This window comes from Reichenbachiella sp. MALMAid0571 (genome assembly GCF_040151475.1).
In the GTDB taxonomy this organism is placed as follows: Bacteria; Bacteroidota; Bacteroidia; order Cytophagales; family Cyclobacteriaceae; genus CAXBNB01.
In genome coordinates, this window is record NZ_JBDKWG010000149.1 from 77,436 (window position 1) to 98,214 (window position 20,779).

The following is a 20,779-nucleotide window of genomic DNA, read 5'->3' on the forward strand; positions in this document are numbered from 1 at the left end:
ACGCTTGTGCTCTAATTTGATTTAGCGGAGTAGAATAACTCAAATTCGATAAAAGATAAGAACCGTTAAACTACTCCAATACCTGATTGTTATCTCTCCCCCACTGATCCTTTAATGCCATTTCTCTCTTACAATTAGATTGATAAAAAGGGATTTTATTATAGTGTTTCGTGTCAATAAGTTTTATAACTAGTGAATCAGTTTTATAACTTATTTTTTAGTTATATGTTTGAGAATGGAAAAATTAGCAAAAGCGGAAGAACCAATTATGCATTGGCTATGGAAGTGTAAAAAGGCATTTGTAAAAGAAATAATTGAGAAGCTACCTGACTCAAAACCACTATATAATACAGTATCATTAATTATGAGAGTGCTCGTTGATAAAGGAATGGTCGGGAATGAGTCCTTTAGAAGAACCCATCGATACTTCGCTATTTTATCTAAAAATGAATACCGGACATAGTTATTCAAGTCCGCTATTTCTGATTATTTCGATGGATCCTATTCAAGTATTGTTTCTCACATGGCGAATAGTCGGAAAATGACATAGAAGAAATTAAGAACCTTATAAATACCAAAGTAAAACCATGAAGGAATTTACATTCTATCTGATACAGAATATAGTGCTTATGGCTATATTTTTTACTAGCTATCGATTGCTTTATAAGCGATATTCCAGCCATTCATTCAAGCGGTATTTTTTAATAACAGCGATATTCCTTTCTACAATTATCCCACTAATACATATCGACATTACACTTCCCCAAGAAGTAAGCATCTTTTCCACTCCTCCAAAAAGTATAAAACAGTATATAGATGACTCTATCAAACCGAAAAAACCTTATGATGAGGTATTGGCAAGAAAATCTGAACCATTAACATTGACGGAGAGCAAGACTATTCTACCAGATGAAAATCTCGTAATCACCAACTCCAAGGATTTTGCTACATGGACATATTTTGGACTCGCCTTTATTTTCTTTTGGCGTTTGCTTTCACAACTGTTTTCATTTTATCGTGTATTGAAAAGATCATCAAAAATCTTATATAATGGAGATACCATATACCTGGATCGATCTAACAAAATTACAGGAGCTTCATTTTTCAATTTTATTGTGATAGCAGAAAAATACCGGGATAAGGATGAGTTTGCTGTGATATATGCACATGAAAGAGCGCACGTTCAGAGGCTTCATAGTTTTGATGTTTTATTGTCTGAACTTTGCTGTACACTACTATGGGTAAATCCTTTCTATTGGTTGTTTAGAAAAGAAATTGAACTGAATCATGAGTTGGAAGCAGACGTGTTGGCATCACAAAAAAATGATGTAAAGGAGTACTCTTTTACATTGCTTTCATTAGCTAATTCGAATTTCAGGATGTTGAACGCTAATCATTTTGCATCGAGTAATATCAAGTATCGTATCACACAACTTTTGGATCAACCCTATAAAAAAATATCTAAAGTTCGAATCAGTATGATTTTTCTAATATTGTCTCTGGTAGTTTGGCAATTCAGCTGTGAGTTGCATGAAGATGTTATTGATCCTATTACCAGCTTCAATGGGAATAGGGAAACGATAAAGAATATTAAATCTATTAGCACCAGATTTTTAGGCCATTATGATGATTTGGAACATAAAAATACTCGCTTGATTTCAAAAGCTTTTTTTCTTCCTGATGGTTCTTTGGAAAAGGTGGAAAAATACCTGAACTACCCCTATAATTTTGAAGAACCTGTTGTGATGGATTTTTATGTTGAACCAGACTTAAAAAATCTACTTCAGGTAATGGACGGGCTGCCTTTTGAGATAGCTGAAAATTCAATTTTATATGGCAATGACTGGCCTAAATACATAGCTGCAATCCCTGAGAAAAGGAAATTATATGATTTTCAAAACAAAAGCACATTCGACTGCAATACTGAAACTAATGAAAGCGGATTTCCAACAGAGATCTTCTTTACTGAAAAAAATGATGATTTTCCATTGAAAGATTGGGGATACAGTTTTAAAGAAACGTTCGATTATCAGGGAAAGTTGGTTTCTAAATACTCTCATATTGCCAATAATCGTCATATCGTCATTGACGATTATTTTTCATATCAGGGAGATAAAATAGTCGGTGTTTCTGGAAAAAGTGCTCAATTTAAATTTGAATATAATGAGGGAAAACTCAGTAAAACAGAGAAATATGTAAATACTGAATTGGTCAATACCAGAAAATACTACTACAATGACTCTGGGGTTAAAATTCGTACTGAAGTTTTCAACCGATATGGAAAGCCGGAATATACCGTTCAGTTCGAATTTGAATATTACGAAAATGCTGAAGAATGAATCTTGATTAACCAAATGGGAAATAGCATTTAAAAATACTTGCTATCCTCTGACCCGTTCAGGGGTCTCTTAGAGTTGTCTGTGACTTTAAAAGGTACAAGTATAAGGTGCTTTAAGGAGTTTTCACTTTTAAATGCGCTTGCTTTGGATTACTCAAGGTTTTTATTCCAGAATTTATGGATTGGTATATCTTTGCGGCTATGGCAAAAAATGACGATCCTAATTTGTTGAAAAAGATCATAGCTCACGCTAAGGAGTATGGTTTTGTGTTTCCATCAAGCGAAATATATGATGGGCTGAGTGCTACGTATGATTACGGTCAGTACGGTGTGGAGTTGAAGAATAACATCCGCAGCTATTGGTGGAAAGCCATGGTGCAGATGAATGAAAATATAGTAGGGCTGGATGCTTCCATTTTTATGCATCCAACTACATGGAAGGCTTCCGGTCACGTAGATGCTTTCAATGATCCATTGATTGATAATAAAGATTCTAAAAAACGTTACCGTGCGGATGTGCTGATTGAAGATCACATCGCCAAGATTGAAGCCAAGATCAACAAAGAGGTAGATAAAGCAGCCAAGAAATTTGGTAATGATTTTGATGAAAAGCAGTTTAAAGAAACCAATCCAAGGGTGCTGGATAATGTTAAGAAAATAGATGACATCAATTCACGATTTAAAAGAGACTTAGAGGAAGAGGATTTTGATGATTTGAAATTGCTAATTGAAGAATTGGGAATAGCAGATCCGATAAGTGGCTCTAAAAACTGGACAGAAGTACGTCAATTCAACCTCATGTTCTCAACAGAATTGGGATCATTGGCAGATGGAGCGAGCAAAATTTATTTAAGGCCTGAAACCGCTCAGGGTATTTTTGTCAACTACCTCAATGTGCAGAAAACGGGTAGGATGAAGCTTCCTTTTGGGATAGCCCAAACAGGAAAAGCTTTTAGAAATGAAATTATAGCCCGTCAGTTTATATTTCGTATGCGGGAGTTTGAGCAGATGGAAATGCAATTTTTCGTAAAGCCGGGAACAGAAATGGAGTGGTATGAACATTGGAAAGCAAAAAGGCTCGCATGGCACAAAGCTCTTGGTCTGGGAGAAGACAGCTATCGATATCATGACCACCTCAATCTGGCACATTATGCCAATGCAGCATGTGATATAGAGTTTGATTTTCCAATGGGATTCAAAGAACTTGAAGGAATTCATTCCAGAACGGATTTTGACTTAAAAGCTCACGAAGAATATTCAGGTAAAAAACTACAGTTTTTTGATAACGAGGAAGAAAAATCGTATGTGCCTTATGTAGTAGAAACCTCAATTGGGCTGGACAGGATGTTTTTGGCTGTATTGACTTCAGCTTTTCAGGAAGAAACATTAGAAGATGGCAGCAGCAGAACGGTATTGAAGATACCACCAGTATTGGCACCAATCAAAGCCGCAGTATTGCCTTTGCTCAACAAAGATGGCCTTCCAGAGAAAGCACATGAGATATTGGATGAACTAAAAATGTCAGTTAATGTGCAGTATGATGGTAAAGATGCGATAGGTAGAAGGTACAGGAGGCAAGATACTATTGGGACTCCCTATTGTATCACCGTAGATCATCAGACACTGGAGGATAACACAGTTACAATACGAGAAAGAGATAGCATGGAGCAAAGAAGGGTTTCTGTAAAAGACGTGGTGAATGAGATAGAAGAAGCGGTTTCAATCAAAGCTTTGTTGAGATCGGTGAATTAACCAAGACAAGATTTATATCCCACGCTTTAATTGAGAGTTTCTTAATTTGTTTAAATTAAGCCAAAATAGCTATTCTCTATTATGGGATTTTATACTCTACTCATTTTTGTGTCATTACTTGTTTTGGTAGTGTTTTTAGTTGTGATATTGACACCAATAATAAAAACACAACTTAAAGCTCGAAAATTAGGAGTAAATATTACCCTAAAAGAAGCACATGCCCTTTCCAACATTCCAGAGCTGCCAAATGAGTTTCTAAATACTGCAGCAGACCTGCGTAAAATTGACAGAAATGTTTATTTGGGTTCTCTGGTCGATTACCACATCGCAGGTGGTAACTTGTCCAAATTGAAAGATGGACTGGAAAGAATAAAATCAAGTGGGAAAGAGGTGTCTTTCAATACGCTTTTGCTTTTAAACCTGGCAAAAAAAGACGTGCAAGAGGCAATCGACAACATTGACAAAGTGTATGAGATAGATGTGAGGGAAGTTGAAGAAAATGGAATCAAAGTTAACTACCATGGGGAATTTAAAATTGACTTTCAGGATTCTTTTTGGGTAATTCCTGACTTGGAAGAAATCAAAGAAAATTTAAAAAACAAGATTGAGTTAGCCCTCCTGAGTGCAGATACGAGCGATAAAGGACTTGAAGAGTTCATCACTCAAAAATACCTGAACAAAAGTTTTTGGAGAGATCAGTCTCATGCTATTATCCTAAATCAGAAAATTGAAATCATCAATTAAATAGATATGCCGATATTGAAATTTGACAACACGGAGGCGAAAATAGTTCGCAAAGGATTGGAAAGAAAAATCATTCATACAGGGGATTTAATGACAGTATTATTGGATTTTTCTGATGGCCCCTGGAAGGAAAAGGAACCTCCTCACTCACATTCTCATGTACAAACTTCATACATAGCTGAGGGTGAAATCATATTTTATTGTGAAGGTGAGCCCGATGAACACTTGAAAGCAGGCGATATGTTTGTAGTGCCTTCTGGTAAGTTGCATACCATAAAGTTGCTGACAAAAACAGCTCGTTTGGTGGACAGTTTTTCACCTATCAGGGAGGACTTTTTGTAAAATAAAAGATGAAAGCATACTGCATTAGCGGCATTGGAGCCAATGAAAAAGTATTTCACCAGCTCAAGCTTGATTTCGAATATGTGCCTGTCAAATGGATGCCAACAAATGTATCCGAAACGCTTCAAGACTATGCGCACAAACTTTGTGATCAGGTTGATACCAGTGAGCCGTTCGTGTTGATCGGGGTATCTTACGGAGGTATGCTGGCAACTGAAATGAACAAGTTCATTCGCCCGGAAAAGACCATTCTGATTTCATCCACTGCTACCAGAAAGGAATTGCCCTGGACTTTGAAGTTTTTAGGCAACACAAAAATCATTTATCTTGTCCCTTCTACATTTTTTACTGTTCCTCCATTCATCATATTTTGGTTTTTTGGGATCAATACAAAAGAAGGCAAAAGAATGATCACTGAAATCATTGGAGGAATTGACAAAAAGTTCACTAAGCTGTCTGTAAAAAAGATACTGGAATGGAAAAATATGGATATAGCACCAAATACATTAAGAATTCATGGTGATAAAGACAGATTACTTCCAGCTCCCCTCAATGTAGAATACATTGAAGTTAAAAATGCCGGACATTTCATGATTGGAAACCGAGTCGAAGAGGTCAGTGAAATCCTGAACAGAGAATTCAAATTAATTTGAGACACTATATCTGGAAACATATTTTAAATCCGGATTAAAATGTATTCGTTTAGATAATAGTGCCAAAAATCATCCTTTCGCCACTCAAATATTTTTATTCCCCTCCTCTATTCTTTTTTGGTTCTCAGCAGCTTCTTTCAAAATCTCCAATATCTTTTCGTTTTTTACTATAACCAGCCCCAAGCTTTCTTTTGACACTCCATCCTTGAGCTTGTAATCATATACTGGCATGTCATTTTGAAATTTTGTTTGGAAACATTTGAATATGACATTTTCGTGCTCTTTAAGCTCAGTTGCTATTTCAACAATATGAGTAGATATTAGAAATAAGCTTAAATGAATCTTTAAAAACCCAGAAGTAACCATAAAAGAAGCATCAAAGGCATCTTTCACACTTGTCCCCCTGAAGAGTTCGTCAAAAATAAAAATCATTTTGTTGTTTTTCTTAATTGATAAAGCGGCATCCTTTACTCTTTTTACTTCACTATAAAAATGACTGTAACCTTTATTAATATCGTCCGAGAGGTTGATAGTAGTGTTCAGTCCATTGAATATAGAAGTACTCATTTTCTTTGCAGGAACAGGAAACCCTAAGTGAGCCAGATAAACACAGATACCGAAAGATTTAAGAAAAGTAGATTTTCCAGACATATTGGCTCCTGTCAAAAAACATAAATTTTTGGCAGGACTCATTTTGATGTCATTGGAAACAGGAGTAACAATAGAAGGATGAAACATACCTCCAATTTCTACCATAGGATCGGTTGAGTCCACATACTCAGGGCACACCAAATTATATTGGCTCATAGCAGTGGCAATTGATGCATACGCTTCCAGCTCATACAGGCAATTTAAAAGAAACAATATGTCATCTTTAGCCTGTTTTCTAAAGGTGCAATCATACTTGCCTAAATAGAATATGCCAGAGTTAGTATCATAGGTCTGCCTAATTCTTCGAATTTCTTCCTTGCCAAGGGTTTCTTCTATCTCATATAATACCTTTGACAAATACATTGGTAAATTTTCCTTAGCAAACTCTCCTAAAAGTGAATTTAGGTAGTTTAAAAAACCGATGGTCTTTTCAATTCCCGTCTCTTTGATATAGTAATCATTTGTTACCCTATACCTGTTTTCAATATTGGAAATAAAAGAGTTTAGCTTGCTATCTTTTGAAATTGAAATGTCAGAAGTAATGTAATATTCAACAAAGTCAATTTGCTTACTATCCAATAGCAATTGGGTTTTGCTTGCATAAAAGAACTGAATAGAGTCTCTTCTGGATTTTAGAACGTTCAAATTTTGACTTGGTGTTTTGAACATTTTATGAAGCACCTCCCTTCCACCTTTGGTCTGTACCTGATCGAAAAGAGCCAACAAAGAACCTGGAGTGCCATTTTCAAACAAATCAAGATCTTTCAAAGTTTGTTGGTCTGCTAAGAATGATAATTCAGAGATTTCATTGTCTTCTGAATTGGTTTTTGCGGTGAACGTTCCTACTGGTAAATACTTCAAATCTTCCAACTGTTCAAGCTGCTCAATCGGTTTACACGACCCATTTGTCAAAAGTATAATTCGATCACTTGCCTCAATAATATTCCTATAGTCGTGATCGGTTATTATAAATCCTTTACCTGAACTGTGCTGATCTATGAGCTCCTTGATCGCTTCCCTGTATAGAGGTTCAATTCCAGAAAATGGTTCATCTAAAAGTATAAACTTAACAGGAAGGTTTACCAGTAATAAAACTTCGAAATACCTTAATTCACCACCTGAAAGTTCAGAAACATCTTTATTAAGGTGCTTGCTAATTCTTTTATCATTTAAGATTTCATTCCTTTTATCTTTAGCATCGATAAAAATAGCAGCAATTCGCCTTAGAGAAATTCCTTTCGGCAAAAAAGCCTTCTGTGGTAAATATGCTGCTAAACCTCTAGCCTCATACAGTTTTGAATATACCCTTTTGTTAACCCTTATGCTTTTGTCGTGCGTATGTTCCGTTCCATATATGATTTTGAGAAGTGTTGATTTTCCGCACCCGTTTCTACCCAATATACCTAAAACCTCTCCTGTACTACATTTTAAATATACATTGGAGAGAACTTTTATATGCCCATAACTCTTGATTATACTATCTGCTTCAAGTTCATGCTTTCCCATCACACCAAAGCTTTAGTCACAAAGTAAAAGATGAGTAGCAAAACATCGATAAGATAAGTAATTGTTAAAAGCTTCAGCTTTGAAATTCCTCGATTGAAATAGAAATAATACCTGTCTGCATACCTAATTTCATAAAAATACACTGACAACAAAAAACCGACAGTTATAGAGGATACAATAAAGGTACTGAGAAAGTCAAGCCCTACAGCCAAGCCAGATATACCTAACAAAGCTGAAAATGGTAAGTTGAAATAATGAAGCTCCTTATAATAAAGTAGTATTAATTTCATTTAAACGTATTTAGAGAATATTCAACGAAAACTCTCTCAGAATAGTATAAGATCACCCCTTCCGCCACTCAAGCATTTTCTCATAGATATCCAGGCAAATCCATGCATCGGTAGCGGCATAGTGCATTTGAGCCCGGGTAAGTTTCGGGTTTTCCCAATTGGAAACCTGCTGGCTTTTTGAAATTCTTTTGTTGAGAAATATGCCAGAGAGCTTTCTGACCCCTATGCTTTCCATTTCCAGTTCTTCTGCCAACTCATTGAGGTCAACAAAGCCTTCCGGTTTAATTGGTTTTATCTTTTGCAAGTCACGGATATCGTCTCTCAGCCCTATTCCCAATTTGAGGGTGTCCTGATCTTCGAAGAGGCTAATGAGGTGTTCTTCCAGCCCTGTTTTGTTTATTCTGATAAGGTAAACCACATCATGCACTGCCAGTTGCACCAATGCCACGGCATGGTATTGTCCTTTTTTAAAAGTAGGTTTTGTTTCGGTATCAAAGCCCACTACTTTTTGTTGTCTACAGTGTTGAACAGCCCTTTTAATCTCAGAAGCATCTTCTATCAATCGGATTTTACCCTGATAACGAAACAGCGGCAACTCTTGTAGTTCATCTTTGGTAATACTTTTTACATACATTATTGCTGATCTCCTCCTTCTACAAGTTTCTTTATTTTAATATTTAAAAAACCATAAACCATAGTCATAACAGGGCTTATGATATTGAAAAAACAATATGGGATAAAGTCCAATGGACTCACTGCCAACACACTGGAATGAAAAGCACCACAGCTATTCCAAGGCACAAGTACTGAAGTAACAGTTCCCGAATCTTCAAGCGTTCTACTCAGATTCTCAGGAGCCAATTTTCTATCCCTGTAAACATCGACGTACATCCTTCCCGGCACTACTATGGCCAGGTATTGATCTGAAGCCGTCAGATTAAAAAATATGCAGGTACTGGCTGTAGATGCAATCAACGATCCTGTGGATTTGGCAAAAGACAAAATAGAATCAGCTATCTTTTTGAGCATACCTGAGCATTCCATCACTCCTCCAAATATCATGGCTGTAAAAATCAACCAGGTGGTATTTAGCATTCCTGCCATTCCTTTGGAAATCAGTAGTTCATTGACAGTTTCGTTGTTGGTAGTAATGTATATTTTACCATAAAGTGCTTTCATAGATCCTGCAAATAATACTTGCCAATAAGCTCCGGTATATCCGGACACCTCTTCTATTATATTTCTTTGAAAAACCAAAGCAAACAACAATCCCAAAATAGTAGCAGTAAACATAACAGGGATAGCAGCTACTTTTCTATAAATCATGTACACCATAACTGCGGGCACAACAAACAACAATGGGGACAAATAAAATTTACTTTCTATTGCTGAGAGTATTTCCTGAGTACCAGTCAATTTGATATCCGTGCCATTGGTAAACCCAATGAATAGAAATATAATTAACGTGATACTGATGGATGGAAAAGTGGTCAGAAACATGTACCTGATGTGGGTAAAAATGTCTGTGCCTGCCATAGCTGGTGCAAGGTTGGTGGTGTCCGATAGTGGCGACATTTTATCACCGAAATAAGCACCCGACAAAACCGCTCCGGCAACCACTCCATCGTGAAATCCCATCGCCCTGCCTATGCCAATCAGTGCTATGCCTACAGTAGCTGAGGTAGTCCATGAACTCCCAGTCGCCAAAGACACCACAGAGCACACCACACAAGCGGCAAACAAAAACATAGTGGGATTCAATAGCTGTAACCCATAATAAATCATAGCCGGAACTATACCGCTGAGCATCCAACTACCAGCAAGGGAACCTATCAAAAATAATATGAGAATAGAGGGCATGGCTGAGTTGATCGTTTTGATCATTCCATCTCGAATTTCCAGCCACCTGTACCCCAGTTTCAAGGCAATCACTGCCGCAACAGATGCAGATAAGATCAGTACCATTTGATTGGAACCATCCAGAGAAGCGTCACCAAAAATGCCAACATTGATAAAAAGCAGAACAGTAAGAAAAATAATAGGAATAAATGCCTCCAGTAAAGTTGCTTCCCGTTTTTGTTTTGGCATTCAGTATTAATTTGGGTTCAAAAAGGGAAGTTAGATATTTTTTGTGAAATGATTTGGGATTCAGATATGAGAATGTGTCAAAATACTCGAATAAAATCAACATTTAGCCCTTTCTCCTTTTCAACTCTTTTTTTACCAATAAAAATTCACGGCTTGTTTGTCCTGCAATAGCAGTATTCTCTTCTGCCCTACGCATCAGGTAAGGCATTACTTTTTCGACAGACCCATAGGGCACGTATTTGGCTACATTGAATCCTTCTTTGGCTAGGTTGTAAGAGATATTATCGCTCATCCCATACAATTGGGCAAAAAACACTCTGGAGTCAGCCCTGTCAACTCCCTTAGAGTCTATCAACTCAGCCAGGTGCATTGAGCTGTCTTCATTGTGAGTTCCGGCACAAACCGATATGCTGTCGATATGATCTATACAATAGTCAAGTGCCAGATTGTAGTCTCTGTCACAAGCCATTTTGTTCGGTTGAATGGGATCATCATATCCCATTTCCTCGGCTCGTTCCCTTTCTTTTTCCATGTAGGCTCCTCTTACCAATTTAGCCCCAAGATGGCAATTCATTGACCTTAGTTCCTGATGGGCATTGGTCAAATCATTCAAAGCACTTTTCTTATACAATTGGTAGGTATTGAAAATATAAGCCTTGTCCTTATTGAATTTGCGCATCATAGCATAGACCACATTGTCGATTGCTTTTTGTATCCACGACTCTTCGGCATCTATATAAAGACACTTCCCATGCTTCACTGCTTTGGCACATATTGCCTCCACTCTCTTTTCAAACCTGATGTATTTGTTTTTTTCATTTTCAGTAAAACTCAAACCTGATTGTGCCTTTATCAACAAGTCAAAATCAATAAAAGCCGTCAATTTCATTACTGTGATAGGAATATTTTCAGACGTAGCGGCATACTCCAATGACCGAATCATCTCTAATTTATTGGCTTCAAATCCTTCTTCTGTATTTTCCCCTTCCACAGAATAATCAAGAATGGCTTTGATATTTGATTGTTTCAGTTTTTCGATAGTAGTTCTGCATCCCTCGAGAGACTCTCCCCCGCAGAATTGAAAAAACAGGGTTTTCCTGATAAGCCCTTTAACAGGAAGCTTTAATTTCAATACCGTTGAGGTACACCAAATCCCAACTTTAGTGATTAATGGGTAATTCATGGTACAGAACAAAAAGTACATCAACCGAAGTGCTTTGTCAGACTTGTCTCCAAAAGCAACCGCCGTATCATCAAAGGATATTTTTGACCCATTCATTCTACTAAATTTGTGACAAAAGTAGATTTGATCTGCATGAGAATGTAAATCGCCATTTGCACATACTCATACAAAATTGATTAGTTCAGGCCAGAGTGATGGTTGATCACTGAAGTTTTGGGCTATTGAAGTGCCACAACACTGGCGAATACTATACTTTTGCAAAAAATCAGAAAATATGCAGGAGCAAACCATTTTATATTTACTACTCGGAATTACTACTTTCGATTTTCTTTTTGACAAAACCTTATCCTACCTCAACGACAAAAACCGAAAGCTCCCAATACCAGCTTCTTTGGAGGGAATATATGATGAAGAGCAGTACAAAAAATCGCAAGAGTACCATAAAGTCTCCAATAATTTCTCCATTCTCACGTCATCCATCAGTTTTATATTGACGATGGGTATGCTTTATTTTGGGATTTTCGGATGGCTCGATGGCTGCCTCAGAAGTGTCGCTCCTATAGACCTTATCGCATCACTTTATTTTTTCGGAATTCTTTATTTTGTTTCCGACATTGTTACCATTCCTTTTCAACTCTACAGCACTTTTGTAATTGAGGAAAAGTTCGGATTCAATAAGACAACTGTCAAGACCTTTGTGATGGATAAAATCAAGGGATACGTAATGACCCTGATCATCGGAGGCATCATCTTATCCACGTTGATATGGCTGATTTTCTCTATGGGACAGGGATTCTGGCTTTATTTCTGGATCATCATTTCAGTCATCATGGTCTTTATCAATATGTTTTATACCTCATTGATTGTACCCATTTTCAACAAACTCACCCCACTGGAAGAGAGCGAATTAAAGTCAGCAATTGAAGACTATAGCAAAAAAGTGTCCTTCCCATTGACCAATATATTCGTTATCGATGGATCAAAGCGGTCGTCTAAAGGCAATGCTTTTTTCTCCGGTTTTGGAAAAAAGAAAAAAGTGGTACTCTACGATACACTCATTGAAAAGCACACCAAAGAGGAGTTGGTAGCAGTACTTGCGCATGAAGTTGGACATTTTAAGAAAAAACACATTATCTGGTCAATGATTTTTGGCATTCTTCAAACAGGCTTTATGTTGTACCTTTTGTCATTAATGATTTTTAACAGTGAGGTGTCTTATGCTATGGGAGGACAAACCACAGCCATTCATTTGAATATTCTTGCTTTTGGCATTCTATTTTCACCACTATCGAAAATCACAGGGGTATTGATGAATATTTTTAGCAGAAAAAATGAATACGAAGCAGATGAATATGCAGTAGTCACCTACGATAGAAAGCCATTGATCGATGCTCTCAAAAAACTAACTTCTGACAGCCTGGGAAATTTGACTCCTCACCCGTTGTATGTGTTTTTCAACTATTCTCATCCTTCTCTACTACAAAGAGTAGAAGCCATGGAACGGGTTAAAAAGTAAGATAGGCAGAGCAACTTCAGAGGGATCAAATAAAATCTATTTCCGTTCTGAAAGGAAATTTCATAAAAAAAGCGTGCGATTCTTTCACGGACATTTTTCCTTCGAAAATTTTAAGAAGGGTTTCGGTAATAGGACATCTGAAGTCATAACTTTCAGCCAATACATTCACAATTTTCACTGTATTAACTCCTTCGGCGACTTCTTCCATGGTGTTGACTATATCCTCCAAAGATTCTCCCTGAGCCAGCCTGTATCCCACTGTGTAGTTACGGCTAAGCTTGGAAGTGCAGGTAGCAACCAAGTCGCCTACTCCTGCCAGTCCGAGAAATGCATGAGTGTTTCCTCCTAATGCCTTACCGATATGAATCATTTCTACCAAACCTCTGCTGATCAGCAGTGCTTTGGAATTTTCGCCAAGCTTCATGCCACTAATGGCTCCTGCTGCGATAGCTATGATGTTTTTTAAGATTCCACAAAGTTCTATTCCTATCAGATCATTACTCCCGTACACCAGAAATCTGTCGCTCTTTAGTAGTTTTTGACCTATGTCTATTACTTCCTCAAAATGGCTGGCCACCACAGTAGCCGCAGGTTGATGTTCTTCGATTTCTTTAGCCAGATTTGGCCCTGCAAGACATCCTACCCTAAGCACACAACTCTCCTCCATTATCACCTCACTCATGGTTTTTACATGCTTTCTGGTAAGAGGATTCTTTTTGTCAATAACTTCATTCGGGGCAAGATTCAAATCCAATCCTTTTGTCCCATGAATCAAAATGTGATACGGCTTCAGGTAAGGAGCAAGCTGAACCATCATGCCTCTGAAATTGGCAGAAGGGATAATGGGAAATATAACCTCACATTGCTCAGCCACCTGCCGGATGTCGTTCGTAACTGTTATGTTTGAATGGATGTCCTGGCTAGAATTTCGTCTGGTTTGCTCTATTTTTGCAGCTTTTTCTTTGTCCCTTACAAAAAGTAATACAGGATTTCGATCTGCAATAATATTGGCTATAGCAGTCCCAAAACTCCCTGCTCCAACCACGCCTGTCATATTCTTAGAGGAGCTTTTCAAGGTCATAGCCTAACAATCTGTTGTGATAGAAGTACAAAAGATTCATATTCTGAACCACTATATCACCATTTTTAGCTCTACCTAAAGGAGGCTCAGGGTGATACATTCCAAGGTTTCTCAATCCATGTTTGATAACGTCATCGATTTCATCTTTCATGTGGTCACCAATTCCTACTTCCCCTCTCTCATGAATTGCCATTACCTCCTTCACAAAAAACTCCACTTTTTCTCTAAACTCAGAATATTCAATGCGCAAGTCTTCATCCGGTAACCTCAACAAACTGTAGAGATCGAAGTGTCTGAATCTTTTTCCAATCATTCTAAAAGCTGTAAATGCCAACAAATGACTGGAGAGTACTCTATTGTTTTTGTGAAACTCTTCCACAATCCTTTTGCCAAGAATCCGATTGTACTCCTGCTCACGCTGGCTGTCTTCGGTGATTTCTCCCTCTGACCTAAAGTAATCCCTCAAATCAATTGGAGTTCCTTTTTTGTCAATACTATTACCATGTTCATCCACATAGTTGCCGACCACATCTATAGCTCTGCCAATTGATACTGAAACTCCTGATCCTTTGGTAAAAAATTTTATCAGAAATTTTGAAATCTTATACGAAGAAGTGAATTCATCGGCTTCTACATAGTAACGTTGTTGCCCTTTACTCTTAAGGTAGTCATTGATCAAACTCGGTGCTTCCAGTACAAAATGGTAATTGGTTGTAACTGGTACAATAAATATCTTTCTGGATTTGATATCGTCTTCATTTTGATAAATCTGACGTTGTGCTTCTATGGCAGTACCCAAAAGTCCAAGTTTCAATGACTTTTCAATTTTACCCGATCTTGACCTTGTTCCTCCCGGGAAAAACAAACTGTGACACCCCTCTCTCAAAGCAATTGTTGAGTAGGTTTTAAGCGTTTCAAGATATACCACATTCTTTTTTCTGCGATCTACTTTGTATGCGCCCAGACTGTTCATGAAGTATGCAAAAATCTTCACGTTGAACAGGTTTAACCCTGCACCATATATAAATGGAGGCAAACCAAGGTATTGTATTACCCAGCCAATAAGTGGTGAATCCAGGTTACTGAAGTGAGTTGGCACCATGACTACAGTGCCTATTCGTGCTAATTTTCTTATTTGATCATTTTCCCCAACTACATGAATTTTATCATCCAAATCAAGTTGATTGCTAAACAATGACCATGGACCTCTCACTCTTGCTGCATTCAGTAATCTGGCGAAACCTATGGTGATCAGTGTTCTGGAGAAACGATACCTGGACGGACGAAAATTTCCTGCAATCTCTTCCGCATATCGTCTGGTAATATTTTTTAAAATCTCCTTTAGCTTCGATGTAGCTTCCTCCTCTGGAAGGTTATCTGTATCCGCTATACGTTTTTGGAGGTTTTCAAAATAATCTCTTTCATCCTTAGGATCAATTTTCCAGGGGTTGTTCTTGATCCTTTGAATCTCCCTATAAACGGTTGTCTCAAGTTCTTCGCGTAAAGTTCTTCCTCTCGGGGAATCAAGCAGATTTTCGTAGCTTTCTTCAAAAACCAAATCTACAAACTCACTCCTTTTTTTAGCCATCTGGACTACCGGCCAGCTTTTGGTGTCTTTAAGTATCGGTTTGTATTTGGTTTTTTTTCTCCTCTTTCTCAGTACGATCGGCCTCATAGCAATAGTTTAGTACAGGCAATATAACACGATTATCTTAAATTTTCGTGAGCGTTTCGGTCAGTTTATTGGTGGTCTGTCAATTTGAATCTTGTTGCTACAAGTCCGCATGAGTTTCCATTTTTCCCTATAATTGCAAATTAATATTCTATATGTCCGCAAAAGTAATGAACAGAAACATAAAAATAGCACCATCTCTATTATCAGCTGATTTTTCTAAACTAGGTGAAGACATAAAACTTGTGGAAGAAGGTGGTGCTGATATCATACATTACGATGTAATGGATGGACATTTTGTACCAAACATGACAATTGGCCCTTTGGTATTGAAAGACATCAGGAAATGCACCAAGCTTCCAATAGATGTGCATTTGATGATTTCAAACCCTGATCAGTACATCCCTGATTTTGCAAAAGCCGGAGCTGACATGATTTCTGTACATGTGGAAACCTGCCCGCATTTGCACAGAACAATTCAATTGATCAAGGAGCACAAGTGTAAAGTCGGTGTGGTACTCAACCCCCATACTCCGCTCAATACACTGGATGAAATATTGCTGTCTCTGGACTTTGTGTTAATTATGTCTGTAAATCCCGGTTTTGGTGGACAAAAGCTGATACCGGAAACATTGACTAAAATTTCTAATCTTAAAAAAATTCTGGTAGAAAAAGACCTCAACCATATAGAGATTGAAATTGACGGAGGTGTGAAATTAGACAACATCAAAGAAGTAATTGATGCTGGTACAGATATAATTGTTTCAGGTTCAGGAATTTACAATTCACCAGACCCTAAAGAAACCATCCGGTTGATGAAAAGTATTTAGTCTAAAGAAAAAAGGTTAATTGTGCTCCCTGCTTTTCACCGTCCTTCTATTCCAATTCTGAATGTCTTCTTCCAGTTTTTTCTTTTCTTTCTCTGACAATCCCTTTTGCATCATGGCGAGCATATCTGGCTGACCTGCATCTACCCAGCAGGTGAACCAAAAATCCCCAACCATTTTGATAGAAGCCCTCATTCTCCGCTCGACTTGTCCATCCAATAATTTATCATAAGCCAAAGAATATTTTTTTGAATACACTTTCACAGTAGTATTTCCTCTCTCTTCATAAGAGTATTTTTTATCTTCAGGAAATTTCAAAGACAATTCTTTTTCGAATCTCAATACCGAATCCATAGCATGGTGTGCTTCAGTTACCGCTTCCCATGCTTTCATTTGTGGCTGTTCGATATATTCTGCTTTTCCTACAAAAAAATCATACTCATCAGAAAGCAGTTCCGGCAACCGGGATTCCCAAAAACCATGGATGCCATACTGTCCGGTAAGCTGGCCATTATAGTTCTCAGTGGTATGAAGCGGTACATTGGCATCACCAATATAGTGTCCAATATCCGCTGAAGTACGAAGAATACCATCCACATCACCCCTTTGGAATGCACTTGTCAAAAAGTTTTTCATGCTCATGATATGCCAGGGCACAATGCCATAAGCCTGCAAAGTATCTTCTGTATATTTTGCCACCGCATCATTCCAATACTTGGGCACTTCGTAGAGCGCACTGTCACCATATACATCCAAATCGATGTAGTGTCTGGCAGCTTCTCCTTCAACGGAATACCTTCTCATATCAGGATTTACGGCATTTTCTATCAGATACTGTATGTGTTTTTTGTAAAAAGGCATCATTTCCGGTGGCAGTGTAAATACTGCCAATCTATTGATCCGCTTGTGTGCGAAAAAACCCCAGGAGAAAGACGTACAGGGAATCGAGAACAAAAGAATACAAACAAATATTTTTACTTTCATATTTATGAAAATACCTAAAGCCAAGTGTGTTTCAAATTAGTTAGAATTTCAGAAACTTAGAAATTGGAACAACTAATTCTCTAAGAATTTTAAAACAGAGTGTCATTCACCACTGACAATAATTATATTCGCTCATGCACTTTCGAAATGCCTTTCTAATCATTCTAACCGTTCTACTGCTTTCAGCATGCACGGTCATAAAAACCAAAATGGCTACAAGTGTGGTAAAAAAAAGTGTGGCCAAGTCAGCACTTTTTAATAGCCATTTTACCGGATTTGTGCTTTACGATCCGAAAACAAAGCAATACCTGCAAGAATACAATGCAGACAAATACTTTGCTCCAGCATCTAACACGAAACTATTTACATTCTATTCAGGACTGAAAATATTGGGAAATTCAGTGCCTGCATTGAAATATGTAATCAACGAGGACTCTTTGATTTTTTGGGGAACTGGCGATCCTACATTTTTACATCCGGACTTTTCTGATCAACCAGTTCTTGAGTTTTTGCAAAATACAGATAAGGATTTGTACTATGCCACAGGCAACTTTCAAGACACCCACTATGGTGCCGGGTGGGCATGGGATGATTATTCTTATTACTACCAAACCGAACGATCTGCCATGCCCATTTATGGCAATACGGTCAACTTTGTAAGAGATTCAGTAAAATCGGAATACGAAATTGTCCCGCCTTTTTTCAATGATTTTTCAGATATCCTTGATCAGGAAATGCCATCATTTTACCCCAATAGAAGTCTGGAACATAACATCTTTCCATATTACCCTGATTCTTCAAAAAGCGATAGAAAAAACAGGATTCCATTTAAAGTATCGGACGAACTATTGGTAACCCTATTGATGGACACCCTTAAGAAACCAGTCAATATCATACCCTACAAACCTAGAGAATCCAGTATTACTCTTTATAGTGAAGGCTCAAATAAGGTATATGCCATGATGCTAAAGGTTAGTGACAATTTTTTAGCCGAACAAATACTCTATATGTGTGCTGCTGAAAAAGGGGACACACTTAATTCATCAAGAATCAGGAATTACATGATCACCAACCATCTTGATGACCTTCCTTCTCCTCCCGTCTGGAAAGATGGCTCAGGACTATCCAGATACAACCTTTTCACTCCAAGGTCAATGGTGGTACTTTTGGAAAAAATCAAACAGGAACTACCAGAAAGCACATTGCTCGCATTGCTTCCTGTCGGTGGAATAGATGGCACATTGAAAGAATGGTACAAATCTGAAACTGGTGAACCTTATGTTTTTGCTAAAACCGGGACTTTCTCTAATAACCACGCTCTTTCGGGTTTTATCCGAACAAAAACAGGAAAACTGCTCACCTTTAGTTTTATGCACAACAACTACAACTCTCCTTCTACTCCTGTGAAATTGGAAATGGAGAAAACGTTGAGATTAATTAGAGATAAATATTAGTTGGTATGATATGACGGTAGTGCGGGCACTACTATTTCACCCGATCAATAGTATATTGTACAAGTTGTTCTAAGGATGTTCTGCTGGGTGAAGGAGGAAAGGTATTCAGGATTTTTATAGCATCTTTATGATATGTAGTCATAACGGATTCAGCATATTCGATCCCTCCTTTTGTTTTCACAAAGTGAATAACTTCATTTACCTTTTTAGTATTTTCACTATGATTTTTAATAATTCCCTTGATGTTGTTTTTTTCCACCCAGGTTGCATTTCTCAAGGCATAGATAAGCGGCAAAGTCATTTTCTTTTCTCTGATGTCAATACCAAGGGGTTTCCCTATTTCCTGCACACCATAGTCGAACAAATCGTCTTTTATCTGAAAGGCCATACCCACCTTTTCCCCAAACTCACCCATTCTAGCGATAGCATTTGCATCTGCACCTGAAGATGCAGCACCCACCTTGCAACATGCTATAATGAGACTGGCTGTTTTTTGTCTTATAATATCGTAGTAAATCTCCTCTGTAATGTTCAGTTTCCTGGCCTTTTCCATTTGCAACAACTCCCCCTCACTCATTTCTCGAATGGCCTCTGAAACTATTTTAAGCAAAGTGAAATCTTCATTCTCAATCGAAAGCAACATGCCTCTTGAAAGCAAAAAATCACCCACTAACACAGCAATTTTATTTTTCCAGAGCGCATTTACAGAAAAGAACCCCCGACGGTAGTTTGAGTCATCCACCACATCGTCATGTACCAAGGTAGCGGTGTGTAACAATTCGATAAGCGATGCTCCCCGATAACTTGATTCGTCAATCCTTCCGGTAGTTCCTGCACTCAAAAAGACGAACATCGGACGCATCTGTTTGCCCTTTCTCTTGACTATATAGGTCATGATTTTATCAAGCAACATCACATTACTTTTCATGGAATTTCTGAATTTTTTTTCAAATTCAGCCATCTCATGGGCAATAGGAATCTGTATATCGGATATTTTTATGGGCATTCGAGTGCAATAATAATATAATGTTCTTTAGTAGTTTATTTCCCACTTAAATATTTGTCTGAGAAAGGAGAAATATACAATGTCCTGTTTGCTACCGTGAGAATAAATACAAAAACACACTCGCTAGAATAATAATTCCACCCTCTCATCATGAATGAAATAATTTTCGGATTACTTTTTTTGATACGTAAAATTCTCCTGGGGTTGATAATTGTACCGCAAAATCAACAACTCACCTAATTAATGAATAAATTGTCCTCATTATATTTAACAGCAAATAACAAAAATGAACAATCAGAAAGAGTCTTTTATTCTAGCTTCCAAACATGGAAACAAATCCTTCTTATCTGATGTGAGGTATGAGAAAAATGGTATCAAAAAAGCTGTTGTTCTGTTTATTCATGGATTTAAAGGTTTCAAAGACTGGGGCTATTTTAATTTGATGGCTGATCATTTTTCAGATACAAATTTTGTGTTTGTAAAAATGAATCTCTCTCACAACGGTACTACTCCGGAAAGTCCACTTGACTTTGCTGATCTTGAAGCATTTGGCAATAACTAAGCATTCGTGCGGCCGATAGGCCAAGCATGAATGTAGTGTTGAACGAACCGTAGTTGGTATTTGGCAGATAGTCTTATGGGTTTTTCGGTCTGTGGATTTGGTTGACCTGTAGATTTAAGTAGGTCTTTGA

The 20,779-nt window shown here is 37.6% G+C and carries 19 protein-coding genes; 10 read left to right on the top strand and 9 right to left on the bottom strand.

The genetic code is table 11. The features are described 5' to 3' along the window. Positions 1–235: 235 nt before the first annotated feature. The 6 genes from AAOP42_RS21145 (at position 236) to AAOP42_RS21170 (ending at position 5,829) form a co-directional block, all read left to right on the top strand. Entirely contained in the window at positions 236–463 is a 228-nt protein-coding gene (locus AAOP42_RS21145; RefSeq protein WP_349530582.1) for a BlaI/MecI/CopY family transcriptional regulator, read from the top strand. A 124-nt stretch (positions 464–587) separates the two neighbouring features. Further along, complete coding sequence (locus AAOP42_RS21150) at positions 588–2,339, top strand: M56 family metallopeptidase (RefSeq protein ID WP_349530583.1); 1,752 nt, start codon at positions 588–590, stop codon at positions 2,337–2,339. A 200-nt stretch (positions 2,340–2,539) separates the two neighbouring features. Then, entirely contained in the window at positions 2,540–4,090 is a 1,551-nt protein-coding gene (locus tag AAOP42_RS21155; RefSeq protein ID WP_349530600.1) for a glycine--tRNA ligase, read from the top strand. Positions 4,091–4,171: 81 nt separating this feature from the next. Further along, complete coding sequence (locus AAOP42_RS21160; RefSeq protein ID WP_349530584.1) at positions 4,172–4,834, top strand: hypothetical protein; 663 nt, start codon at positions 4,172–4,174, stop codon at positions 4,832–4,834. 6 nt (positions 4,835–4,840) lie between these two features. Next, the gene (locus tag AAOP42_RS21165; RefSeq protein WP_349530585.1) at positions 4,841–5,176 is read left to right on the top strand and encodes a cupin domain-containing protein; all 336 of its coding nucleotides are present in this window, start codon (positions 4,841–4,843) and stop codon (positions 5,174–5,176) included. Positions 5,177–5,184: 8 nt separating this feature from the next. Further along, entirely contained in the window at positions 5,185–5,829 is a 645-nt protein-coding gene (locus AAOP42_RS21170) for an alpha/beta hydrolase (RefSeq protein ID WP_349530586.1), read from the top strand. 84 nt (positions 5,830–5,913) lie between these two features. On the opposite strand, the gene AAOP42_RS21175 is transcribed toward AAOP42_RS21170, so the two are convergent. The 5 genes from AAOP42_RS21175 to AAOP42_RS21195 all read right to left on the bottom strand — a co-directional run bounded on the left by AAOP42_RS21175 (position 5,914) and on the right by AAOP42_RS21195 (position 11,643). Beyond that, positions 5,914–7,986 (bottom strand): MutS-related protein, encoded by a 2,073-nt coding sequence (locus tag AAOP42_RS21175; RefSeq protein ID WP_349530587.1) that lies wholly within the window; start codon positions 7,984–7,986, stop codon positions 5,914–5,916. Then, positions 7,986–8,276, bottom strand: a complete 291-nt coding sequence (locus AAOP42_RS21180) for a hypothetical protein (RefSeq protein WP_349530588.1) — start codon at positions 8,274–8,276, stop codon at positions 7,986–7,988. Before AAOP42_RS21180 ends, AAOP42_RS21175 begins: the two co-directional genes overlap by 1 nt. A 52-nt stretch (positions 8,277–8,328) precedes the next feature. Continuing rightward, positions 8,329–8,910, bottom strand: coding sequence for a 3'-5' exonuclease (locus AAOP42_RS21185; RefSeq protein ID WP_349530589.1), 582 nt, complete (start codon positions 8,908–8,910; stop codon positions 8,329–8,331). Then, positions 8,910–10,364 carry a Na+/H+ antiporter NhaC gene (nhaC, locus tag AAOP42_RS21190; protein WP_349530590.1) on the bottom strand — a complete coding sequence of 485 codons (1,455 nt, stop codon included), beginning with the start codon at positions 10,362–10,364 and terminating at the stop codon, positions 8,910–8,912. The genes AAOP42_RS21185 and nhaC overlap by 1 nt, the downstream gene beginning before the upstream one ends. A 103-nt stretch (positions 10,365–10,467) precedes the next feature. Continuing rightward, entirely contained in the window at positions 10,468–11,643 is a 1,176-nt protein-coding gene (locus tag AAOP42_RS21195) for a proline dehydrogenase family protein (RefSeq protein ID WP_349530591.1), read from the bottom strand. Between the two features lie 178 nt (positions 11,644–11,821). Between AAOP42_RS21195 and AAOP42_RS21200 the strand changes: the two genes are divergently transcribed. Next, a complete protein-coding gene (locus AAOP42_RS21200) occupies positions 11,822–13,063 on the top strand; it encodes a M48 family metallopeptidase (protein WP_349530592.1) in 1,242 nt (413 codons plus the stop codon). 25 nt (positions 13,064–13,088) lie between these two features. Here the strand turns inward: AAOP42_RS21200 and AAOP42_RS21205 are convergent, their stop codons facing one another. Beyond that, positions 13,089–14,144, bottom strand: coding sequence for an NAD(P)H-dependent glycerol-3-phosphate dehydrogenase (locus AAOP42_RS21205; protein ID WP_349530593.1), 1,056 nt, complete (start codon positions 14,142–14,144; stop codon positions 13,089–13,091). Then, entirely contained in the window at positions 14,122–15,819 is a 1,698-nt protein-coding gene (locus tag AAOP42_RS21210; RefSeq protein WP_349530594.1) for a 1-acyl-sn-glycerol-3-phosphate acyltransferase, read from the bottom strand. Before AAOP42_RS21210 ends, AAOP42_RS21205 begins: the two co-directional genes overlap by 23 nt. 167 nt (positions 15,820–15,986) lie before the next feature. On the opposite strand from AAOP42_RS21210, the gene rpe reads away from it, so the two are divergent. After that, positions 15,987–16,646 carry a ribulose-phosphate 3-epimerase gene (rpe, locus tag AAOP42_RS21215; RefSeq protein ID WP_349530595.1) on the top strand — a complete coding sequence of 220 codons (660 nt, stop codon included), beginning with the start codon at positions 15,987–15,989 and terminating at the stop codon, positions 16,644–16,646. Between the two features lie 15 nt (positions 16,647–16,661). Here rpe and AAOP42_RS21220 read toward each other — a convergent pair whose 3' ends face one another. Next, positions 16,662–17,627: a zinc dependent phospholipase C family protein gene (locus AAOP42_RS21220; RefSeq protein ID WP_349530596.1), complete on the bottom strand. Its 966-nt coding sequence runs from the start codon at positions 17,625–17,627 to the stop codon at positions 16,662–16,664. Positions 17,628–17,761: 134 nt separating this feature from the next. On the opposite strand from AAOP42_RS21220, the gene AAOP42_RS21225 reads away from it, so the two are divergent. Further along, the gene (locus tag AAOP42_RS21225; RefSeq protein ID WP_349530597.1) at positions 17,762–19,081 is read left to right on the top strand and encodes a D-alanyl-D-alanine carboxypeptidase/D-alanyl-D-alanine-endopeptidase; all 1,320 of its coding nucleotides are present in this window, start codon (positions 17,762–17,764) and stop codon (positions 19,079–19,081) included. A 31-nt stretch (positions 19,082–19,112) separates the two neighbouring features. On the opposite strand, the gene AAOP42_RS21230 is transcribed toward AAOP42_RS21225, so the two are convergent. After that, positions 19,113–20,087, bottom strand: a complete 975-nt coding sequence (locus AAOP42_RS21230; RefSeq protein ID WP_349530598.1) for a polyprenyl synthetase family protein — start codon at positions 20,085–20,087, stop codon at positions 19,113–19,115. Positions 20,088–20,373: 286 nt separating this feature from the next. Here AAOP42_RS21230 and AAOP42_RS21235 point away from each other — a divergent pair, with 286 nt between their 5' ends. Continuing rightward, positions 20,374–20,649, top strand: coding sequence for an alpha/beta hydrolase (locus AAOP42_RS21235; RefSeq protein ID WP_349530599.1), 276 nt, complete (start codon positions 20,374–20,376; stop codon positions 20,647–20,649). Positions 20,650–20,779: the final 130 nt, after the last annotated feature.

What these genes read in the sequence shown, in the direction of transcription:
- AAOP42_RS21145 (WP_349530582.1), top strand. Translation starts at nt 236, where the DNA reads ATGGAAAAATTAGCAAAAGCGGAAGAACCAATTATGCATTGGCTATGG.
- AAOP42_RS21150 (WP_349530583.1), top strand. Translation starts at nt 588, where the DNA reads ATGAAGGAATTTACATTCTATCTGATACAGAATATAGTGCTTATGGCT.
- AAOP42_RS21155 (WP_349530600.1), top strand. Translation starts at nt 2,540, where the DNA reads ATGGCAAAAAATGACGATCCTAATTTGTTGAAAAAGATCATAGCTCAC.
- AAOP42_RS21160 (WP_349530584.1), top strand. Translation starts at nt 4,172, where the DNA reads ATGGGATTTTATACTCTACTCATTTTTGTGTCATTACTTGTTTTGGTA.
- AAOP42_RS21165 (WP_349530585.1), top strand. Translation starts at nt 4,841, where the DNA reads ATGCCGATATTGAAATTTGACAACACGGAGGCGAAAATAGTTCGCAAA.
- AAOP42_RS21170 (WP_349530586.1), top strand. Translation starts at nt 5,185, where the DNA reads ATGAAAGCATACTGCATTAGCGGCATTGGAGCCAATGAAAAAGTATTT.
- AAOP42_RS21175 (WP_349530587.1), bottom strand. Translation starts at nt 7,986, where the DNA reads ATGGGAAAGCATGAACTTGAAGCAGATAGTATAATCAAGAGTTATGGG.
- AAOP42_RS21180 (WP_349530588.1), bottom strand. Translation starts at nt 8,276, where the DNA reads ATGAAATTAATACTACTTTATTATAAGGAGCTTCATTATTTCAACTTA.
- AAOP42_RS21185 (WP_349530589.1), bottom strand. Translation starts at nt 8,910, where the DNA reads ATGTATGTAAAAAGTATTACCAAAGATGAACTACAAGAGTTGCCGCTG.
- nhaC (WP_349530590.1), bottom strand. Translation starts at nt 10,364, where the DNA reads ATGCCAAAACAAAAACGGGAAGCAACTTTACTGGAGGCATTTATTCCT.
- AAOP42_RS21195 (WP_349530591.1), bottom strand. Translation starts at nt 11,643, where the DNA reads ATGAATGGGTCAAAAATATCCTTTGATGATACGGCGGTTGCTTTTGGA.
- AAOP42_RS21200 (WP_349530592.1), top strand. Translation starts at nt 11,822, where the DNA reads ATGCAGGAGCAAACCATTTTATATTTACTACTCGGAATTACTACTTTC.
- AAOP42_RS21205 (WP_349530593.1), bottom strand. Translation starts at nt 14,144, where the DNA reads ATGACCTTGAAAAGCTCCTCTAAGAATATGACAGGCGTGGTTGGAGCA.
- AAOP42_RS21210 (WP_349530594.1), bottom strand. Translation starts at nt 15,819, where the DNA reads ATGAGGCCGATCGTACTGAGAAAGAGGAGAAAAAAAACCAAATACAAA.
- rpe (WP_349530595.1), top strand. Translation starts at nt 15,987, where the DNA reads ATGAACAGAAACATAAAAATAGCACCATCTCTATTATCAGCTGATTTT.
- AAOP42_RS21220 (WP_349530596.1), bottom strand. Translation starts at nt 17,627, where the DNA reads ATGAAAGTAAAAATATTTGTTTGTATTCTTTTGTTCTCGATTCCCTGT.
- AAOP42_RS21225 (WP_349530597.1), top strand. Translation starts at nt 17,762, where the DNA reads ATGCACTTTCGAAATGCCTTTCTAATCATTCTAACCGTTCTACTGCTT.
- AAOP42_RS21230 (WP_349530598.1), bottom strand. Translation starts at nt 20,087, where the DNA reads ATGCCCATAAAAATATCCGATATACAGATTCCTATTGCCCATGAGATG.
- AAOP42_RS21235 (WP_349530599.1), top strand. Translation starts at nt 20,374, where the DNA reads ATGAACAATCAGAAAGAGTCTTTTATTCTAGCTTCCAAACATGGAAAC.